This window comes from Streptomyces alfalfae (assembly GCF_004127445.1).
GTDB lineage: Bacteria > Actinomycetota > Actinomycetes > Streptomycetales > Streptomycetaceae > Streptomyces > Streptomyces alfalfae.
This window is the reverse complement of the sequence record NZ_QEXM01000043.1, coordinates 225,942-241,749: the sequence shown is the minus strand read 5'-3', so window position 1 is coordinate 241,749 and position 15,808 is coordinate 225,942. Positions and strand designations below refer to the sequence as shown.

General features: G+C 73.7%; 14 protein-coding genes. 8 read left to right on the top strand and 6 right to left on the bottom strand.

Annotated elements, in window-relative coordinates; all coding sequences use genetic code 11:
- Nucleotides 1–100 precede the first annotated feature (100 nt).
- A complete protein-coding gene (locus DCW30_RS24015) occupies nucleotides 101–913 on the top strand; it encodes a SigB/SigF/SigG family RNA polymerase sigma factor (protein WP_076683410.1) in 813 nt (270 codons plus the stop codon).
- A gap of 6 nt (nucleotides 914–919) precedes the next feature.
- On the opposite strand, the gene DCW30_RS24010 is transcribed toward DCW30_RS24015, so the two are convergent.
- Entirely contained in the window at nucleotides 920–2,038 is a 1,119-nt protein-coding gene (locus DCW30_RS24010; RefSeq protein WP_076683408.1) for a PAS domain-containing protein, read from the bottom strand.
- 74 nt (nucleotides 2,039–2,112) lie between these two features.
- On the opposite strand from DCW30_RS24010, the gene DCW30_RS24005 reads away from it, so the two are divergent.
- Both DCW30_RS24005 and DCW30_RS24000 read left to right on the top strand, forming a co-directional pair.
- The gene (locus tag DCW30_RS24005; RefSeq protein WP_079249914.1) at nucleotides 2,113–2,820 is read left to right on the top strand and encodes an ANTAR domain-containing response regulator; all 708 of its coding nucleotides are present in this window, start codon (nucleotides 2,113–2,115) and stop codon (nucleotides 2,818–2,820) included.
- Nucleotides 2,821–2,968: 148 nt separating this feature from the next.
- Nucleotides 2,969–4,216 (top strand): aminotransferase class I/II-fold pyridoxal phosphate-dependent enzyme, encoded by a 1,248-nt coding sequence (locus DCW30_RS24000; RefSeq protein WP_076683406.1) that lies wholly within the window; start codon nucleotides 2,969–2,971, stop codon nucleotides 4,214–4,216.
- Between the two features lie 52 nt (nucleotides 4,217–4,268).
- Here the strand turns inward: DCW30_RS24000 and DCW30_RS23995 are convergent, their stop codons facing one another.
- Entirely contained in the window at nucleotides 4,269–4,886 is a 618-nt protein-coding gene (locus tag DCW30_RS23995; RefSeq protein ID WP_076683404.1) for a DedA family protein, read from the bottom strand.
- Nucleotides 4,883–5,659: an MBL fold metallo-hydrolase gene (locus tag DCW30_RS23990; RefSeq protein WP_076683401.1), complete on the bottom strand. Its 777-nt coding sequence runs from the start codon at nucleotides 5,657–5,659 to the stop codon at nucleotides 4,883–4,885. The genes DCW30_RS23995 and DCW30_RS23990 overlap by 4 nt, the downstream gene beginning before the upstream one ends.
- Nucleotides 5,660–5,741: 82 nt before the next feature.
- On the opposite strand from DCW30_RS23990, the gene DCW30_RS23985 reads away from it, so the two are divergent.
- From DCW30_RS23985 to dnaK, 5 genes are all read left to right on the top strand, one after another.
- Nucleotides 5,742–6,170 carry a hypothetical protein gene (locus tag DCW30_RS23985; protein WP_062777611.1) on the top strand — a complete coding sequence of 143 codons (429 nt, stop codon included), beginning with the start codon at nucleotides 5,742–5,744 and terminating at the stop codon, nucleotides 6,168–6,170.
- A 79-nt stretch (nucleotides 6,171–6,249) separates the two neighbouring features.
- Nucleotides 6,250–8,412 (top strand): phage holin family protein, encoded by a 2,163-nt coding sequence (locus DCW30_RS23980; RefSeq protein WP_076683399.1) that lies wholly within the window; start codon nucleotides 6,250–6,252, stop codon nucleotides 8,410–8,412.
- Between the two features lie 83 nt (nucleotides 8,413–8,495).
- Complete coding sequence (locus DCW30_RS23975) at nucleotides 8,496–9,887, top strand: amino acid permease (RefSeq protein WP_076683397.1); 1,392 nt, start codon at nucleotides 8,496–8,498, stop codon at nucleotides 9,885–9,887.
- A gap of 545 nt (nucleotides 9,888–10,432) precedes the next feature.
- Nucleotides 10,433–10,858 (top strand): OsmC family protein, encoded by a 426-nt coding sequence (locus DCW30_RS23970; RefSeq protein WP_062777605.1) that lies wholly within the window; start codon nucleotides 10,433–10,435, stop codon nucleotides 10,856–10,858.
- Nucleotides 10,859–10,984: 126 nt separating this feature from the next.
- Nucleotides 10,985–12,859 (top strand): molecular chaperone DnaK, encoded by a 1,875-nt coding sequence (gene dnaK, locus DCW30_RS23965; RefSeq protein WP_076683395.1) that lies wholly within the window; start codon nucleotides 10,985–10,987, stop codon nucleotides 12,857–12,859.
- On the opposite strand, the gene narI is transcribed toward dnaK, so the two are convergent.
- From narI to narH, 3 genes are read right to left on the bottom strand one after another with little or no spacing between them, the layout of a single operon-like run.
- A complete protein-coding gene (narI, locus tag DCW30_RS23960) occupies nucleotides 12,856–13,578 on the bottom strand; it encodes a respiratory nitrate reductase subunit gamma (protein WP_076683393.1) in 723 nt (240 codons plus the stop codon). The genes dnaK and narI overlap by 4 nt on opposite strands.
- On the bottom strand, nucleotides 13,578–14,153 hold the full coding sequence (gene narJ, locus DCW30_RS23955) for a nitrate reductase molybdenum cofactor assembly chaperone (RefSeq protein WP_076683391.1): 576 nt from the start codon (nucleotides 14,151–14,153) through the stop codon (nucleotides 13,578–13,580). The genes narI and narJ overlap by 1 nt, the downstream gene beginning before the upstream one ends.
- Nucleotides 14,150–15,808 carry a nitrate reductase subunit beta gene (gene narH, locus DCW30_RS23950; protein ID WP_076683390.1) on the bottom strand — a complete coding sequence of 553 codons (1,659 nt, stop codon included), beginning with the start codon at nucleotides 15,806–15,808 and terminating at the stop codon, nucleotides 14,150–14,152. The genes narJ and narH overlap by 4 nt, the downstream gene beginning before the upstream one ends.

Below are 15,808 nucleotides of genomic sequence, written 5' to 3'. Positions count from 1 at the left end.
CTCGGCCCTCCTCGGGTGTGTTTCCGTCGTGGCCCGACGACTGCGCGCTCCCGCGGTGACCGTTCCACAGAGGCACCTTTTTCCCAGGGAGTTGCGCACCATGCGATCCCACGCGAACACCGCACCACCGGCCAGGCGCAGGCGTCACCCGCACGACGACGCACCGGACACCGCCGAAGCCTTCGCCCGGCTCGCCGAGCTGGCCGAGGGGCAGGAGAGGGAGACCCTGCGCGACGCGCTCGTGCAGGCCTGGCTGCCCATGGCCGAGCGGCTCGCCGGGCGGTTCCGCAACCGCGGCGAGTCCCTCGACGACCTGCGCCAGGTGGCCGCCCTCGGCCTGGTCAAGGCCGTCGACCGCTACGACCCGCGGCGCGGCACCGCCTTCGAGAGCTACGCGGTGCCGACCATCAACGGCGAGATCAAACGGCACTTCCGCGACCACATGTGGACCCTGCACGTGCCTCGCCGCGTCCAGGACCTGCGCAACCGGGTGCGGGCGGCCCACCGGGACCTGTCCCAGACGGTCCCCGGGCGCGCCCCCACCACCACCGAGATCGCCGACCACGCGCACATGAGCGAGGAGGACGCGAAGACCGGCCTGGAGGCGCTCGAAAGCTTCAGCGCGCTCTCCCTCGACGCCGAACTCACCGGCAGCGGCGACGGCTACTCGCTCAGCGACGCCCTGGGCGGCCCCGACCCCGCGCTGGACGTCGTCGTCGACCGCGAGGCCGTCCGGCCGCGCATCGAGGCGCTGCCCGAGCGGGAGCGGGCTATCCTCTACATGCGGTTCTTCGGCGACATGACGCAGAGCAGCATCGCCGACGCGATGGGCATCTCGCAGATGCACGTCTCCCGGCTCATCAGCCGCTGCTGCGACCGGCTGCGCGACCAGGTCATGCGGGACGCGGCCTGACCCGGCTCAGCCGGTGCGGGGCCCGCGCCGCAGCGCGAGCGCCAGATGGCGGGAGAGGACGTCGACCGCCCGCGCCTCGGCCAGCGAGAAAGGAGGCCGGGCGCCGCGGCGGAACAGCGTGAGGACGCCCTCCACCGGCCCCTCCGTGCCGACGCTCAGCGGAACGCACAGCAGGGACGTGACCTCGGCGCGGACCAGGACGGGCGCCCCGGTCGCGTCGCGGCCGAAGGCGTCCGGGTCCTCCGGGCGCACCTGGAGCGCCGGCACCCCGCCGCGCGCCGCCTCCACGACGAGGGGGCACGCGGCGGGGTCCTGCGCGGCCACCTCCGCGACCGGCGCGCCGGGCGGCCCGAGGACCGTCGTACGGTGCGGGCGCGCCGCCCCGTCGTCGACGATCACCCAGTCCGCGAGCCGCCCGTGCAGCACCGCGGCGGCCTGCTCGACGACCGCCCGGCGGTCCCCGGCGGGAGCCGTGAGCAGCGCCGTCGTCAGGGCGTCCGCCAGGTCGACTTCGGCCGCGTGCCGCGTCGCCTCGCCGAGGTCGGGCGCGGGCAACGGCCGCTGCTCCCCGGTCACCGAGGGCTGCAGCACCACCAGGACCGCCGTGCGGCTGTCGGCGCCGGGGCGCAGGGCCGTCAGCGTCGCGCGGACCGGCAGCCCGGGGCTGTGCTGGAGGTGCACGACGACGCTGCGGTCGCCGTCGCCGCGGGCGACCGCGGCGGTCTGCGAGCGGAAGGCCACCCGGTCGGCGTGGCGCAGTATCCCGGTCAGCGGGCGGCCCGTGGCGAAACCGGCGCGGATGCCCGTGAGGTCCGCCGCCGCGGGGTTCATCCGCCGTAGCGCGGTCTCCCGGTCCACCAGCGCCACCGGCAGCGGCAGCCGCCGGAAGATGGCCCGCAGCAGCCGCTGCTCCTCCCGGTCGGCCGGAGGACCGCTCCTCCGGCCGCCGTTGACGAGATCCTCGTACGCGGGCCACAACCGGTCCGCCGCGTGGCCGAGTTCGAACAGCGCCGCGTCGAGCACGGTGGCGAGGTCCGCCGCCGGAACGGAACGGGCCGACCTCAACTCGGCGACGCGCCGCACGAAGTCCACCAGCTCCGCACCGAAGTCCTCCGCCCGAGACATGTGCCGAACCTAACCCCTCACCCCGTTTTCGGCAGGACCCGCCGGGAACACGGCCGGGAGAGGAGGAACGTCCCATGGCTCCCGTGCCGGACCCGGACCTGCTCCGCCCGCCGTCAGCACTCCCCGGGCGCAGGCTCGCCGAACTCGCCGAACAGGCCGTGCGCTGCACCCCCGGATGCTGCGGCGCGAGCACCACCGCCGGCGACGGCGGCGACGAACACCCCGTCTCCACCACTCACCCCGACCTCGCCGGGCTCGTCGCGGCGCAACTGCGCTCGGGCGAGGGGCCCATCCCCACCGCCGAGGCGCGCGGCGCCCCGGTCGGCTCCGACGACCTGCTGCGCGAGGAGCGCTGGCCGGAGTACCGGGCGCTCGCCCTCGACTCCGGTCTGCGCTCCAGCGTGACCCTGCCCTTCCGGCGCGCCGGGCTCACGGTCACCCTGACGCTCTTCGGCTTCCGCCCCGGCGCGCTCGACGACCCCCGGCACGGGCCCGCCCAGGCGCTCGGCGCCCTCGCCACGGAGAGCTTCGTGCGCGACCGGCGCCACCAGGCCGCGCTCACGGAACTCGACCAGCTCGGCACCGCCATGCGCTCGCGCGCCGCCGTGGACCAGGCGTGCGGGATCGTCATGCACGTCCTCGGCTGCGACGCGGAGGCCGCCTTCGCGGTCCTGCGGCGCGTCTCCCAGACGACGAACCGGAAACTGGCGGACGTCGCCGCGGCGCTCGTGGAGACCAGGGGCCGCGGGATCGAGCGCGAGCTGGTGTCCCTGGCGCGCTGAGACCGCCGCGAGCGGCCCCGCGAAGCCCGGCGGCACCGCTGAGCCTGCGGGCCCCTCCACGCCTGCCCTTCCGTATGCCCCGAGAGCGTTGCGCGAGCGCCCCGTGCCCCGGGGTCCGACACTGGGACGTGAGCGCACGGAGGTACGCATGCGGCGGACGGAGCACGAGGGCCGTGGCCCCCTCCGGTACGGGCCGCCCCCGCCCGAGGCGGGACTCCCGGTCCTGCCGGGGATCGCCGCTGCCGCCGCCCGCGCCGCCGGTCACGCCCGCGGCGAGCCCCCCGGCGGCGGCCCCGCCCTCCTGGCCGCCGCGGGCGGCTACTGGGACCGCCGCGGGCTGCCCGCCGGGCCCGGCCACGTCGCCGCCGCCCCGAGCGCCCCCGCCCTGCTGCTCGCCCTCACCGCGGCCGTCGGCGGTGACGTCCTGCTGCCCCGGCCCTGCCCCGCCTGGTGGGCGCCGCAGGCCCGGCTGCTCGGCCGCGGCGTCTACCACGTGCCGATCCCCGCGGAGAGCGGCGGCGTCCCCGACCCGTACGCCCTCCTGGAGACCGTCCGCCGCGTCCGTGCCGAGGGCGGTGACCCCCGGCTGCTGCTGCTCGGCGTGGCCGACGACCCGACCGCCACCGTGCCGCCCCCGGAGGTGCTGCACGAGGCCGTCGAGGCGGCGGCCGGCGAGCGGCTGCACGTCGTCAGCGACGAGACCTGGCGCGACACCCTGCACTGCCCCCGGGCAACGGTCCTGGTCAGCCCCGCCGAGATGGACCACGGGCGGGTGACCGTCCTCAGCGACCTCACCGGAGCCTTCCTGCCCCCGGCGCTGCCCGCGGCCGTCGCCCGCTTCCCCGCCGACGCCGCGGGCGCCGCCCTGCGGGCCCGCACCCTCGACGTCCTGACCGCGCTCGGCGCCTGCCTCGGCGCCCCGGCCGCCGCCGCGGCGGCCTACGCGCTCGGGGAGCCGGACGACGTCGCCGGGCGCCTGACCGCCGCCGTACGCCTGCACGCGTCCCTGGCCGCCGCCGCGCGGCACGCCGTGCTGGCCGTCGGCGCCCTGGCGAGACCGCCGATGGCCGGCCGCCATCTCTACGCCGACCTCGGCCCCCTGGGGCCCGGCCTCGCCGCGCGGGGCGTCCGTGACGCGCAGGACCTGGAGGACCACCTCGGCGAACGGCTCGGCATGCCCGCGCCGGGCGGCCACCGCTTCGGCGACGACATCGACGCGCTGCGCGTACGGCTGTCGACGGCGCCGTTCCTCGGATCGACGCCCGAGGAACGCCTGGCGGCTCTCGACGCGCCGGAGCCGCTCGGGCTGCCGCACGTGGGGCGGGCGCTGACCAGGTTCGGATCGGTCTTCGACGACCTCCGCGCGGAATCGGGGCGAAGTACGCCGCCACGGTGACCCGGCAGCCAGCCCCGTAACCCGGGCCCGCCCCGGGCCCCGACGGGAGCCGCTAGGCGTGCGCCCGCCGGACCCTGCGCCAGGCCGCGGGCGCCAGGCTGAGCAGCAGGGTCAGGACGACCGCCACCGCGACGCCCTCCCACGGCTCCTTGAAGAGGGAGCCGCCGAGGATGCCGATCACCTGGTACGTCGCCGCCCAGGCGAGGCAGGCCGGCAGGTTGCCGCGGGCGAACCGCCGCAGCGGCATCTTCGCCAGCAGGCACGCCAGCATCACCGGTATGCGGCCCGCGGGCACCAGCCGGGAGAGCACCAGGACCAGCACGCCGTGGTCCTTCAGCTTCGCCTGCGCCTGCGCGAGCCGTTCCTCCGGCGCCCGGTCCCTGATCGCCTCCAGCCAGCGGGAACCGTTCTTGGACCGCATGCCGCGCCGCCCGAGCCAGTACAGGCCGACATCGCCGAGGAACGCCGCGAACGCCGCGACGGCGAAGACGACGAGCAGCGAGAACGGCGCCGTCTGGTGCAGGGCCACCACCGCCGCCGAGCTGACGAGCGCGCCCGTCGGCACCACCGGCACCAGCGCGCCGATCACCACGAGCAGGAACAGCGAGGGATAGCCGAGCGCCTGCTGGGTGCTCTCCGGCGGTATCCCGGCCACCGCCGCGAGCGTCACCTGGCCACCTCCGGCAGCACGCTCTCGCCGTGCGCCAGCCGGTGCACCGTCACCTTCGGGGCGAGCCGGTGCGCGTGCCGCACGAACTCCGCGCCCGGCGCGTGGAACTCGTGCGGGCGCACCGCGTCCATGCCGATCGGCCAGTACGTGCCGTAGTGCACGGGGACCGCGCTGCGCGGCGCGAGCCTGGCGAGCGCCTCGGCGGCGCGGCCCGCGTCCAGGTGGCCGTGGCCGAGGTAGGGGCCCCAGCCGCCGACCGGGAGCAGCGCCACGTCGACGTCGCCGACCTCGTCGGCCATCGTCTCGAAGAGCCCGGTGTCCCCGGCGAAGTATGTGCGGGCCTCGCCGCTCACCACATAGCCGAGGGCGGGGGAGCGCTGCGGCCCCACGGGCAGCCTGCGTCCGTCGTGCCGCGCGGGCACCACGCGGATCACGACGTCGCCGACCGGCACCTCGTCGCCCGGCACGACCTCGGTCAGCCGCAGGTGCGGCAGCCTGCGCGCCAGGCCGGGCACCGAGCGGGACGCGCCGCGCGGGACCAGCGCCCGGGTGCCGGGCGCGAGCCGGGCCAGCGACGGAACGTGCAGGTGGTCGGCGTGCAGATGCGACAGGAGCACCACGTCGGCGACGGCCGCCGCGGGAGGCGGCAGGGCGCCCCTGCGGCGCCGCAGATGCGCCAGGCGGCGGGCGAAGAGCGGGTCGGTGAGGACGCGGACGCCCGAGTCCTCGACCGTGCAAGTGGCGTGGCCCCACCATGTGACCTCGACGGGCACCCGGTTCCTCCTTATGGCGACTGTCTCCGAGCCTACGGCCAGGAGTAGGGTCAGCGGCTACGCCGAGGGTGAGGGGTACGCCATGGAGGAGCACGGGGGCGCCTCCGCCGTCGTGGTGCGGGCGGCGGCGATCGCCAGCCTCGTGCCGCTCGCGGAGCTGGAGGCCGACCCCTTCCTGGTCGACTCGCGCAGCCAGCACGCGATGTGCGCCCGCTGGGCCGCCGCCCACGGGTACGTGATCACCCGCGAACTCGTCGTACGAGCGCTGCGCGCCGACCACCGCATCCTGTGGGGCGACGTGGACGCGGGTCTGGTGGACCTCTTCGTCGTACCGAGCCGCAGGGTCCTCGAACAGGCGCTGCGCTGCCCCGAGGAGTTCACCGCGGAGTGCGCGCGGCGGGGCGTGCGGATCGAGACGGCGGGTTTCGCCGAGCCGGCGTACGACGCGCAGATGAAGGCGCGGGTGCACCGGCGGCTCTCCATGCCGACCGCGGGGTACGACGGCCGCTGAGCGGGAGGAGCCGTCGGTTCGGAGCGCTCTGCCCGGGTATGGCAGGGTGGTGCCCTGTTCGGGCAAGAGGAGTGGCCGCATGCGGCGATGGCGGAAGTTCGGCAGCGCCGCGTGGCGCGTGGTCGCGGTGTGGGCCGTGAGCACGCTCACGATGCTCGTGCTCGCCGGTATTCTGCCCGACTTCAAGCTCCAGTCCGCCGGCGGCGACAGCGCCACCCGCATCGCGGTCACCGCCGCCCTCGGCGCCGGCGCCTTCGGCCTGCTCTCCGTGCTCGTGTGGCCGCTGCTGGTGCGCGCCCTGCTGCTCGTGCCCGCCCTCGTGCTCGGCCTGCTCGCCTTCTTCCTCAACGGCTCGCTGCTGCTGCTCGCCCTGCGCCTCAACCCCGAGGGCCGCGGCGAGGTCGGCGCGGAGACCGCCGTCGTCGTCGCCGCGGTGATGTCTGCCGTCGCCTCGGCGACCGGCGGCGCGCTCGCCGTCCGGGACGACGACGCCTACCGCCGCCGCCTCTACCGCCTCGCCGACCGCAGGCGCCGGCGCGGCGGGCAGGCCGGGGCCGGGGCCGCCCACCCCGGGACGGTCTTCATCCAGCTCGACGGCGTCGGGCACGACGTGCTGTTCGCCGCCGTCGTCAGGGGGCTGATGCCCACCCTCGGACGGTGGCTCGGCGAGGGCGCCACCGAGGCCACCCACCGCCTCACCCCCTGGCGCACCGACTGGTCCAGCCAGACCGGGGCGAGCCAGCTCGGCATCCTGCACGGCTCCAACCACGACGTGCCCGCGTTCCGGTGGTACGAGAAGGACACCGGCGAGGTGATGGTCAGCAACCGGCCCTCATCGGCCGTGGAGCTCCAGCGCCGCGCCGTCGAGCGCACCGGCGACGGCGGTCTCCTCACCCTCGACGGCGCCAGCCGCGGCAATCTCTTCAGCGGCGGCGCCGAACAGCTCGCCCTCGTCCTGTCCGTGGCCGCCCGGCGGGGCAGGGAGAACCGCTCGCGGGCCGGGTACTTCGCCTACTTCTCCGACCCCGCCAACGCCGTCCGCACCGCCCTGTCGTTCGTCGCCGAGGTCTGCCGCGAGATCGCCGAGTCCGTGCGCGCCCGCGTCGAGCACCGCCGCCCGCGCGTCGGCCGGGGAGGGCTCTACCCGTTCATCCGCGCCTTCGCGACCGTCGTGGAGCGCGACGTGGTGGTCGCCGCCGTCATCGGGGACATGCTCGCGGGGCGCACCGCGGTCTACGCCGACCTCGTCGCCTACGACGAGGTGGCGCACCACTCGGGGCCGTGCGGCAAGGACACCGACAAGGTGCTGCGGCGCCTCGACCGCTCGCTCGCGCTCCTGGAGCAGGTGGCCGAGCACGCGCCGCGCGCCTACCGGATCGTGGTCCTCTCCGACCATGGACAGAGCCCGGGCGAGACCTTCCGCGCCCGCTACGGCCTCACCCTCGGCGACCTCGTCAGGGCCGGCTGCGGGCTGCCCGTGCCGCGCAGGGCGCAGCGCACCCACAGCGGCGCCGAGGCCCGCGCGGCGGTCCGGGCGGCCCTGCGCCGGCCCGTGGAGGAGGGCGCCGACGAGCGGCGGCCCGCCCGCCGCGCGGAACCGGTCGTGCTGGCCTCGGGCAACCTGGGGCTCGTCTCGTTCCCCGACGTGCCGCACCGCATGACCCGCCAGGAGATCGACCGCCGCCATCCGGCGCTGCTGGCCACCCTCGCCAACCACCCGGGGGTCGGCTTCCTCCTCGTACGCGACGCGGAGCGCGGCGGGGTCGTGCTCGGGGCGCGGGGGGCCGAGGTGTACCTGGACGAGGACCCGGCGGACCTCGGGCCGCTCGCCGACTTCGGGCCCGAAGCGCTGGAGGCGGTCCGGCGCACCGACGGCTTCCCGCACACTGCCGACATCATGGTCAACTCCTGGTACGACCCGGGTGAGGGCGAGGTCCTCGCCTTCGAGGAGCAGATCGGTTCGCACGGCGGGCTCGGCGGGGCCCAGTCCCACCCGTTCCTGCTGTCCCCGCTCACGCTGCCCGACCCGGCGGCCGACGGGCGGCCGCTCGTGGGCGCCGAGCAGATCCACCGCGTCCTGCGGGACTGGCTCGGCGAGGACGCGGGGCCGGAGATACCGGTGGCGGCCCCCACGGCCCATGCGGCGGAACCTTTTATTCCGGCGGATGAATCGCCGTCCGGGGCCACCGAAAGCACAGCTTTTGCGGCCGTCGACCATGCCCGGCAGGACAAAACGCGCTGATTTTGAGCGGCGCCCGCCGTGCCCGACCATGTCTTGCGCCCGGCGATCCCGGGCACCCGGCACGACGAGAGGCGCACCACCCCATGCACGACACCGGAACCCCGCCGCGGCAGCCGGGTCCGGCAGGCGGAGCACAGGAAGCGGCACCGAGCAAGCACGCCCGCCGCTTCGGTCTCCCCATCGCCACCTGCCTCGTGATGGGCAACATCATCGGTGGCGGCATCTTCCTGCTCCCCGCCTCCGTCGCCCCCTTCGGCACCATCAGCCTCGTCGCCTTCGGCGTCCTGACCATCGGGGCCATCGCCCTGGCCCTCGTCTTCGGGCGGCTCGCCGAGCGCGACCCGCGCACCGGCGGCCCCTACGTCTACGCGCGCGAGGCCTTCGGCGACTTCGCCGGGTTCCTCGCCGCATGGTCGTACTGGATCACCACCTGGGTCTCCAACGCCGCCCTCGCCGTGGCCGCGGTCGGCTACCTCGACGTCCTCATGCCGGTCAACGACCACCGGTGGTCCGCCTGCCTCGCCGCGCTGGTGCTGCAACTGCTGCCCGCCGCGGCCAACTTCGCCGGCACCCGGTACGTCGGCGCGGTCCAGCTCGTCGCCACCGTCCTGAAGTTCCTGCCGCTGCTGCTCGTCGCGGTCGGCGGGCTGTTCTTCTTCGACAGCGGCAACCTCGGCCCGTTCCGGGCGAGCGGCGACGGCCCGGTCGGCGCGGTCTCGGCGGCAGCCGCCATCCTGCTCTTCTCCTACCTCGGCGTGGAGTCGGCAGCCGTCAGCGCCGGCGAGGTGCGCGATCCGCGGCGCAACGTCGGGCGCGCCACCATCCTCGGCACCCTCGGCGCCGCCCTCGTCTACCTCCTGGGCACCCTCGCCGTCTTCGGGACCGTCGCCCACGACAAGCTGGTGGGCTCCACCGCGCCCTTCTCCGACGCGGTCGACGTCATGTTCGGCGGCTCCTGGGGCGGCACCGCCGTGGCCTGCGCCGCGCTGGTCTCCATGGTCGGCGCGCTCAACGGCTGGACGCTGCTGAGCGCCCAGACGCCGTACGCGGCGGCCAAGGACGGCCTCTTCCCCGGAGCCTTCGGGAAGAAGAAGCGGGGCGTGCCGACCGTCGGCGTCCTCGTGACCGTCGTCCTCGCCTCGCTGCTGACCGTCTACAACTACACGGCCGGTTCCGGCGGCGTCTTCGAGTCCCTGGTCCTGATCACCACGTTCACGGCGACCGTGCCCTACCTCCTGGCCACCGCCGCGCAGATCCACTTCCTCGTCTCCGGGCAGCGCGAGCGCGTCGACCGCGCCCGCCTGGTGCGGGACGGGGTCCTCGCCGGTGTCGCGTTCGCCTTCTCGATGTGGCTGGTGGGCGGCTCCGGGTACGCGGCCGTCTACCAGGGCGTGCTGTTCCTCTTCGTGGGCGTGCTCGTCTACGCGGTGATGGCGGCCCGCAGGCAGCGGGCCGCCACCGAGGCCAAGGGCTGACCGTGACCGCGCAGGCCAGGGCGACCACCCGGCGGCGGGTCTCCAAGCCGCCCTTGGTCCCGGAGTTCGCCGAGCGCGCCGCCTGAACCGCAGGACCCGGCAGGGATCCGCCGGGTCGTGCGGTGGTCGGCCTCGGCGAACGTGACCCACTGATGCCCTGCCGCTCGGCCCGCACCTCTCGCAGCGCGGCCGGGGGGGGAGCCGACGAGACGCCCGAGGGGGGAGCCCGGCGGCCGGAGTGCCAGCGCCGCGCGCACCAGTTGTCCGGCACGTGCGGTGGCCCGCACGTGCCTCCGCGGACCTGCCCCGCCCAGCCGCCGTTCCAGCCGTCGGAGCCCCGTCCGGGGCCGTTCCCGCACCTCGGGCGCCCCTCTGGCGCGGCGGTGCGCACAACATGTTCGTCCCGCCCGGGCGGGCAGGCGCGCTCCGCTCGAACACCCGGGAGGCGCCGCTGTGCCCCCGCGCGGCCCGTTTTCATCCCGAGTGTGATCGGATGGGGGGCACGGAACTTCCGATCACGGAACCGCACCGAAGGGAACTGCATCGTGGCAACCACGCGCTCCGCGCACACGGTCTGGGAAGGCTCTCTGACGGAGGGCTCGGGCACCGTCACTTTCGACTCGTCCGGCATCGGTCAGCAGGCGGTGTCCTGGCCGTCACGCGCCGAGCAGGCGAACGGCAAGACCAGCCCCGAGGAGCTGATCGCCGCCGCCCATTCGAGCTGCTTCTCCATGGCGCTCTCGCACGGCCTGACGGGCGCGGGCACCCCGCCCACCCGGCTGACCACCTCCGCCGACGTCACCTTCCAGCCGGGCACCGGCATCACCGGCATCCACCTCACGGTCGAGGCTGAGGTGCCGGGTCTCGACGAGCAGGCCTTCACCGCCGCCGCCGAGGACGCCAAGGCCAACTGCCCGGTGAGCCAGGCGCTGTCGGGCACGACCATCACGCTCTCCGCCAAGCTCGCCTGACGCGGCATCGTCGCGTCCGGGCTTGTCCCGTCAGGGCATTGACAAGATGCCGCTCAAGTTTTGTGATGGAGTACGGAGTAGACCTGGACACGGGGGACATGGGCTCGCGGCGGAAGGGACTGGACCATGGCACGTGCGGTCGGGATCGACCTCGGGACGACGAACTCAGTGGTGGCCGTGCTGGAGGGAGGTGAGCCCACCGTCGTCGCCAACGCCGAGGGCGCGCGCACCACACCCTCGGTCGTCGCCTTCGCCAAGAGCGGCGACGTCCTGGTGGGCGAGGTCGCCAAACGGCAGGCGGTGACGAACGTCGAGCGCACCGCGCGATCCGTCAAACGCCACATGGGCGACGGCGGCTGGCGCTTCCCGGAGAGCGGTTCCGTGGACGGCACCCGCTACACCGCCCAGGAACTCTCCGCGCGCGTCCTGCAGAAGCTCAAGCGCGACGCCGAGTCCTACCTCGGCGAGGACGTCACCGACGCGGTGGTCACCGTCCCCGCCTACTTCGACGACACCCAGCGCCAGGCCACCAAGGAGGCCGGCGAGATCGCGGGCCTGAACGTCCTGCGCATCATCAACGAACCCACGGCGGCGGCCCTCGCCTACGGCCTGGACAAGGGCGACGACCAGACCGTCCTCGTCTTCGACCTCGGCGGCGGCACCTTCGACGTGTCGCTCCTGGAGATGGGCGAGGGCGTCATCGAGGTGAAGGCCACCAACGGCGACACGCAGCTCGGCGGCGACGACTGGGACCAGCGGATCGTCGAGCACCTGGTGCGGCAGTTCAAGAACGCGCACGGCGTCGACCTCGGCAAGGACAAGATGGCGCTCCAGCGCCTGCGCGAGGGCGCCGAGAAGGCCAAGATCGAGCTCTCCTCGTCCAGCGAGACGGACATCAACCTCCCCTACATCACCGCATCGGCGGACGGCCCGCTGCACCTCGCGGAGAAACTGACCCGCGCCCGCTTCCAGGAGCTGACGGCGGACCTCCTCGAACGCTGCAAGGTCCCCTTCCACCAGGCGGTCGCCGACGCCGGGGTCGAGCTCTCCCGCGTCGACCACGTCATCCTGGTGGGCGGCTCGACGCGGATGCCCGCCGTCACGGAACTGGTCAGGGAACTCACCGGCAAGGACCCCCACAAGGGCGTCAACCCCGACGAGGTCGTGGCGCTCGGCGCGGCCCTCCAGGCCGGGGTGATCCGGGGCGACGTGAAGGACGTGCTGCTCCTCGACGTGACGCCGCTCTCCCTCGGCATCGAGACCAAGGGCGGCATCATGACCAAGCTCATCGAGCGCAACACCACCATCCCCACCCGGCGTTCGGAGACCTTCTCCACCGCCGAGGACAACCAGCCCTCGGTCGGCATCCAGGTCTTCCAGGGCGAGCGGGAGATCGCCGCGTACAACAAGAAGCTCGGCGTCTTCGACCTGACGGGGCTGCCGCCCGCCCCGCGCGGCGTCCCCAAGATCGAGGTCACCTTCGACATCGACGCCAACGGCATCATGCACGTCTCGGCCAAGGACGAGGCCACCGGGCGCGAGCAGCGCATGACGGTGACCGGCGGCTCCGCGTTGCCCAAGGACGACATCAACCGCATGGTCCGCGAGGCCGAGGAGCACGCGGAGGAGGACCGCAGGCGGCGCGAGGCCGCCGAGGCCCGCAACCAGGCCGAGCAGCTCCTGTACCAGACGGAGCGGTTCCTCAAGGACAACGCCGCGAACCTGGCGAACGTCCCGGCGGAGACGAGGACCGAGGTGGAGACCGCGGCGGCCGAGCTGAAGGACACCCTCAAGGACAACGCGGACGACACGGCGGCCCTGCGCGCCGGCGCCGAGAAACTCGCGACGGTCAGCCAGAAGCTGGGCCAGGCGCTCTACGCGAACGCGGGAAGCACGTCCCAGGAACAGCCGCCGCCCCCCGGCTCGGCCCCCGGTTCCTCCGCCGAGGAGGGCGTGGTGGACGCCGAGATCGTGGACGAGGAGGGCCCGAAGGGGGCCTAGGACCCCGTCCGCTCCCAGCCGCGCCGCTCAGGCCGCGCACCCACCCGGCTCGGGTCCTTGCTCCGGTACACCACGTACGGCCGGAACAGGTACTGCACGGGCGCGCTGAACATGTGCACGAGCCGGGTGAAGGGGATCAGCGCGAACAGCACCATGCCCACCACCGCGTGGATCTCGTACAGCAGCGGCACGCCCGTCATCCGGTCGATGTCGGGCCGCAGCGTGAACAGGCTGCGGGCCCAGGGGCCGATGGACTCGCGGTAGTTGTAGCCGTCGCCCGAGGTGTGGGTGAGCTTGGCGACCATGCCGAGCACGATCGCCGCGAACAGCACGAGGTACATCAGCTTGTCGTTGGCGGTCGTCGCGCGGAAGACGGGCGTGTTGGTCCGCCGCCGGTAGAGCAGCAGCAGGATGCCGAGGACGAGCAGGACGCCGGCCGCCGTGCCCCCGTACAGCGAGAACAGGTGGTAGGTGTGCTCGTCGACGCCGAACCCTTCCGTCCACGACATGGGCAGGAACAGGCCGACGAGGTGGCCGACGAGGACGAACAGGATGCCGTAGTGGAACATCGGCGAGGCGATGTTCAGGAGCTTGGACTCGTAGACCTGCGAGGAGCGGGTCGTCCAGCCGAACTTGTCGTAGCGGTAGCGCCAGACGGTGCCCGCGACGAGCAGCACGAAGGCGATGTACGGCAGGGCGCCCCACAGCAGGGTCTTCATCAGTGCTCCCCGATGAGTGCGAAGGGTTCGAGGCCGACGGTCTCGCGCGGCGGCCCCGACCTGGCGAGCGCGAGCGCCTCGGCGCGGTCCCTGGGCGAGGGCCCCGGCAGGCTCGCGCACACCGCCTCCAGGACGTCGGCGTACGGCGTCCGCGCCTCGTGCAGCGCAAGGCGCAGCAGTTCCAGGCCGCCGCGGTGCTCCAGGAGCAGCTCTGGGCCCGCCAGCGCGGAGAACTCAAGGACCGCGGGGAGGTAGTCCGGCAGTTCCTCGCCGGTGAACTCCAGGCCGTGCGCCCGATAGGCCTCCTTGAAGCGGACCAGGGCCATGCCGCGCCGCCGGGTGTCGCCCTCCCGCCACCAGCTCAAGTACAGGCTGTGCCGGTTCTTGAAGTCGAAGACCTGCACGTAGTGCGCCGCCAGCTCGCGGGGCTCGGTCGTGGTGGCGTACGCGAGGAAGCCGGCCAGCTCCGGGGGAGCGGCGGCCTCGATCAGGGGCAGCCGCTCGTGGAACTCCGCGTCGGGGTAGGCGAGGCAGAGCCCGGCGGCCTGGTGCAGCACGGCGTCACGGCCGGTCACCGGTCCTCCTCCGGCGCCGCGTTCGCCTTCTCGGCGGCGCTCGGCTGCTCGTCGGCGGTCTGCCGCTTCCGCAGCACGTGGAAGTTCTCGACGGTGACGAGGGGCAGCCGCTTCCTGCCGCCGGAGTCCTGGCCGAACGGGCCGTCGCCGCCCATCCCGGGACCGTCCTGGTGGTCGAGGCTGCACGTGTCGGGCACGGCCGACTCCTCCAGGCGCCGGGCGTCCGCGACGGCGGCGGTCGGGATGACGTACCGCTCCTCGTACTTGGCGATGGCGAGCAGCCGGTACATCTCCTCGATCTCCGGCCCCGTCATCCCCACCGACTCCGCCACCGACCCGTCGGGCGCGTCACCGAGGTTGATGGCCCGCATGTGCGCCCGCATCGCCGCCAGCTTCTCCAGCGAGGCGCGGACCGGGCCGACGTCCCCCGCGGTGAAGATCTCCGCGAGGTATTCGAGGGGGATGCGCAGGGTGTCGATCGCCCCGAAGAGGTTCGACGCGTCCTCGCCGTCGTGCCCCGTCTCGTTGAGGGCGTCCACCACCGGTGAGAGCGGCGGGACGTACCAGACCATCGGCAGGGTGCGGTACTCCGGGTGCAGCGGGAGCGCCACCTTGTACCGGCTGATCAGCGCGTGCACGGGGGAGCGGCGCGCCGCCTCGATCCAGTCGTACGAGATGCCGGACCGTTCGGCGTCCTCGCGTACCCCGGGGTCGGCAGGGTCGAGGAAGACGCCGAGCTGCGCCTCGTACAGCTTCGTGTCGTCGGGCTCGGAGGCCGCCGCCGTCACCTGGTCGGGGTCGTACAGGATCACGCCGAGATAGCGCAGGCGTCCCACACAGGTCTCCGAGCAGACGGTGGGCAGACCCACCTCGACGCGCGGGTAGCACATCGTGCACTTCTCGGCCTTGCCGCTGCGGTGGTTGAAGTAGACCTTCTTGTACGGGCAGCCCGTCACGCACTTGCGCCAGCCCCGGCAGTGGTCCTGGTCGACGAGGACGATGCCGTCCTCCTCACGCTTGTACATCGCCCCTGACGGGCAGGACGCCACGCACGAGGGGTTGAGGCAGTGCTCGCAGATGCGCGGCAGATAGAACATGAAGGTCTGCTCGAAGGCGAACTTCACCTTGTCGGCGGCCTGGCTGCGGACCTTGGCGACCATGGGGTCGAGGTGGCCGTGCTCGGTGGCGCCGCCGAGGTTGTCGTCCCAGTTCGACGACCACTCGATCTTCATCGGCTTGCCGGAGATCAGCGAGCGCGGCTCGGCCACCGGGTAGTCGTCACCGAGCGGTGCGTCGGTGAGGTTCCTGTACTCGTACGTCCAGGGCTCGTAGTAGTCCTTGATCTCGGGCAGCTCGGGGTTGGAGAAGATCTCCAGGAGCGATTTGATCCGGCCGCCGTTCTTGAGCTTCAGGGCGCCGCGCTTGTTCAGCTCCCAGCCGCCGCGCCACTTCTCCTGGTCCTCGTAGCGGCGCGGATAGCCCTGCCCCGGGCGGGTCTCGACATTGTTGAACCAGACGTACTCCATGCCGTCGCGGTTGGTCCACGCCTGCTTGCAGGTGACCGAACAGGTGTGGCAGCCGATGCACTTGTCGAGGTTCATCACCATCGCGATCTGGGCCATGACGCGTCGTCGGCCGCTCCCGGCTCGGGCCAT